The sequence below is a fragment of the Salegentibacter flavus genome, assembly GCF_900115145.1.
In the GTDB taxonomy this organism is placed as follows: Bacteria; Bacteroidota; Bacteroidia; order Flavobacteriales; family Flavobacteriaceae; genus Salegentibacter; species Salegentibacter flavus.
Window position 1 is genome coordinate 1 of sequence record NZ_FOVL01000042.1, and the last position, 2,734, is coordinate 2,734.

Below are 2,734 nucleotides of genomic sequence, written 5' to 3' on the forward strand. Positions count from 1 at the left end.
AGAAGTGATAATGACAGTGATAGTGATGAGGGTTGTTATTCAATAGCCTCCTTTGATGTAACTGTTTATGACAATCCTGATCTTGTAGTAACCGATCTTGAAGACTGTGAGGATGGAATAACCGGTTATCAGAGCTTTGATCTGAATGATGGAGTGACCACTGTCGATGGCAATGTAACTTTCTATCCAACAGAAAATGATGCTATAAACGAGACCAATGCGTTGACAGCGGCACAGGCTTTGGACGTAGATGTACCACTAGCTGGAGCTACATACTGGGTGCGTAGTGAAAACACCGAGGATGATAGTTGTTATACCATTGATTCTTTTGATATCACTGTTTACGACAATCCTGATATCACCACTACAAATCCAGAGTTCATCTGTGTAGGAGATTCTATTGACCTGTCGATGTACGTTAGCAATCCTGATGGTGGAGTTCTGACCTATCACACCAGTATGAATGATGCCGATACGGATATGGGAGCCCTAATGAATTCGGTGGTTACTCCCGAACTTGGGGAGACCACTTATTGGGTGCGCAGTGAAATAACCAATGGAGACTACGTATGTTATAGTATCGATAGTATAACTGTAACTGTAGAAACCTGTATAATAGACCAAGGTTGTACTCTCGGTTACTGGAAAAACCATACCGATAGATGGTGTGAAAATACTTATACCATAGGTGGTGAAGAGGTGGTTATAGCTACCTGTACCCCATATGGTGATGTATTTGTTGATGCGCCAACCAATGGTCCCATAGACATCGCAAGTTTAACCTTGTATGAAGCCATAAGTCTCGAAGGTAACAGTAACGGTGAAAACCTGGCTCGTCAGTCAGTAGCGGCTTTATTGAATGCCTGTAGCTCAGAAGTGGGTTATGTTTATTACAATGTATATACCTTAATTGATGATGTAAACGAGGCCTGGAGAGGAAATCCTAAAACCGAGAACAGCTTCGCGATGGAATTGGATTATATGAATAATTCTTACTGTCCATTGGGTGGTACTTCAGCAACTACCGAGCCTAGTGATAGTTGTATTAATGGGGTCGAAGCTACTTCAGAAGAAAGCAGTTTCAGAACTATGACTGCCGATTTAGAAACAGCCGACTTTAGTGTATATCCATTGCCATTCACAAGCAGCTTGAGTGTTCGTTATGAATTCGAATACACTTCTAATGTGACCCTGGAGTTTTATAACATTACCGGTCAACTATTGCGTACCTATAAGGATAAGCGAGTGACCAACGGGGATGTAACAGAGTTGACTCTGGACTTTGCAACAAAAGCAAACCAGATCTATATTCTGAGAGTGATCACAGACAGGGATGTCTTCTTTAAGAAGATCTTGTCTGGAAACTAATAATTAGGTTAATTACTTAGTTGAATGGGAGAAGCAGTCGGTGAAACGGCGGCTTCTTTTTTTTGCTTCCTTCCTAAGGAGTCGCAGCCCGCGTGAGAGATAGAAGAAGCTACCATGTAGCGCGGATAGCCCGACCCGTAAGGGCAACCCCAAAACATTATTTTCTTAATACTTTCTAAAAGCCTGTTAAACTGATTGTAAAGTAGTGCTGCTGAATAATAGCATTAGCCTGAGTGCGTTTTTAAGGGCAAAGTTGTAGGTATGATCTATAAATACCTGAATTATGTATAACCCAAATCCGTCGTTTTAGACGATAAAATTAAACAACTATGAATTTGAAGTATTTATTTAAAACAGGAATTTTAATGTTATCAATGGGGCTTATAGTCTCGTGCTCTGATGATGACGATGATCTGGGACCGGGAGATCCCGATGCCCAAACCTATGAGACCCAGGTATACCTAACCGATTCTCCGGTAGATAATGCCGAAGTACAGGGGGTATTTGTGACCGTAGCCAGTGTAATGATCAACGGACAGGCTGTTGAAGGTTTTGAAAAGACCACCATCGAGGTGAGCAGTCTGCACAGCGGGCAAACCGAATTACTGGGGAGCCTGGACCTGGAAAGCGGAACAACTTCCAATATCACCCTGGTATTGGACAATGAGACCGATGCTTCGGGAGAAGCCCCGGGTAATTATGTACTGACCACCAGCGGGGAAAAGAGCGCCCTGGTGAGCGGTTCTAATGAGCTAAGCCTGAGTGATAATGTGGAGATCCATGAAAGCAACGATAACGAAGTGGTGCTGGATTTTGATCTTAGAAAAGCTGTGGTAACCGATGAGAGTGGGGAATACAGCTTGGCATCAGACAGCCGACTAACAAACAGCATTAGAGCGGTAAATAGCATCGAAACCGGAGCTATCACCGGGAATGTGTCTGATTTTGGTTCTGCCAGTGCAGATGCCTATGTGGTATATGCCTACGAAGCCGGAACTTACGGTGAATCTGAAACCTCTGCCGATGACGAAGGATTGAGGTTTGCCAATGCCGTTAACAGTACCGTGGTTGCAGAAGCTAATGGAGATTTTGAACTTCATTTTATTGAAGAAGGTGATTATGAGCTGCACTTCGCTTCCTATGAAGATACCGATGCCGATGGCCAACTGGAATTCAAAGGAGAGCTGGAAGCAGTAACCGCTGCTGATGTGGATACCGACCTGCTGGACCTTTCAGTTGATGCTAATACCGAACTTAGCCTGGAAGTTGTGATCATCGGATTGCTGAATTTGTAAACCGAATTTTTATAAAAACTAAGAGGCCGTCTAAAAAGTAATTTTTGGGCGGTTTTTTTCTTTTGTGTTAT

At 43.1% G+C, this 2,734-nt stretch carries 2 protein-coding genes; both read left to right on the plus strand.

The features are described 5' to 3' along the window. A partial coding sequence (locus BM266_RS16820) for a T9SS type A sorting domain-containing protein (protein ID WP_139220688.1) occupies positions 1–1,368 on the plus strand: 1,368 nt, incomplete at its 5' end. Between the two features lie 329 nt (positions 1,369–1,697). Then, on the plus strand, positions 1,698–2,663 hold the full coding sequence (locus BM266_RS16825; protein WP_093411630.1) for a DUF4382 domain-containing protein: 966 nt from the start codon (positions 1,698–1,700) through the stop codon (positions 2,661–2,663). Positions 2,664–2,734: the final 71 nt, after the last annotated feature.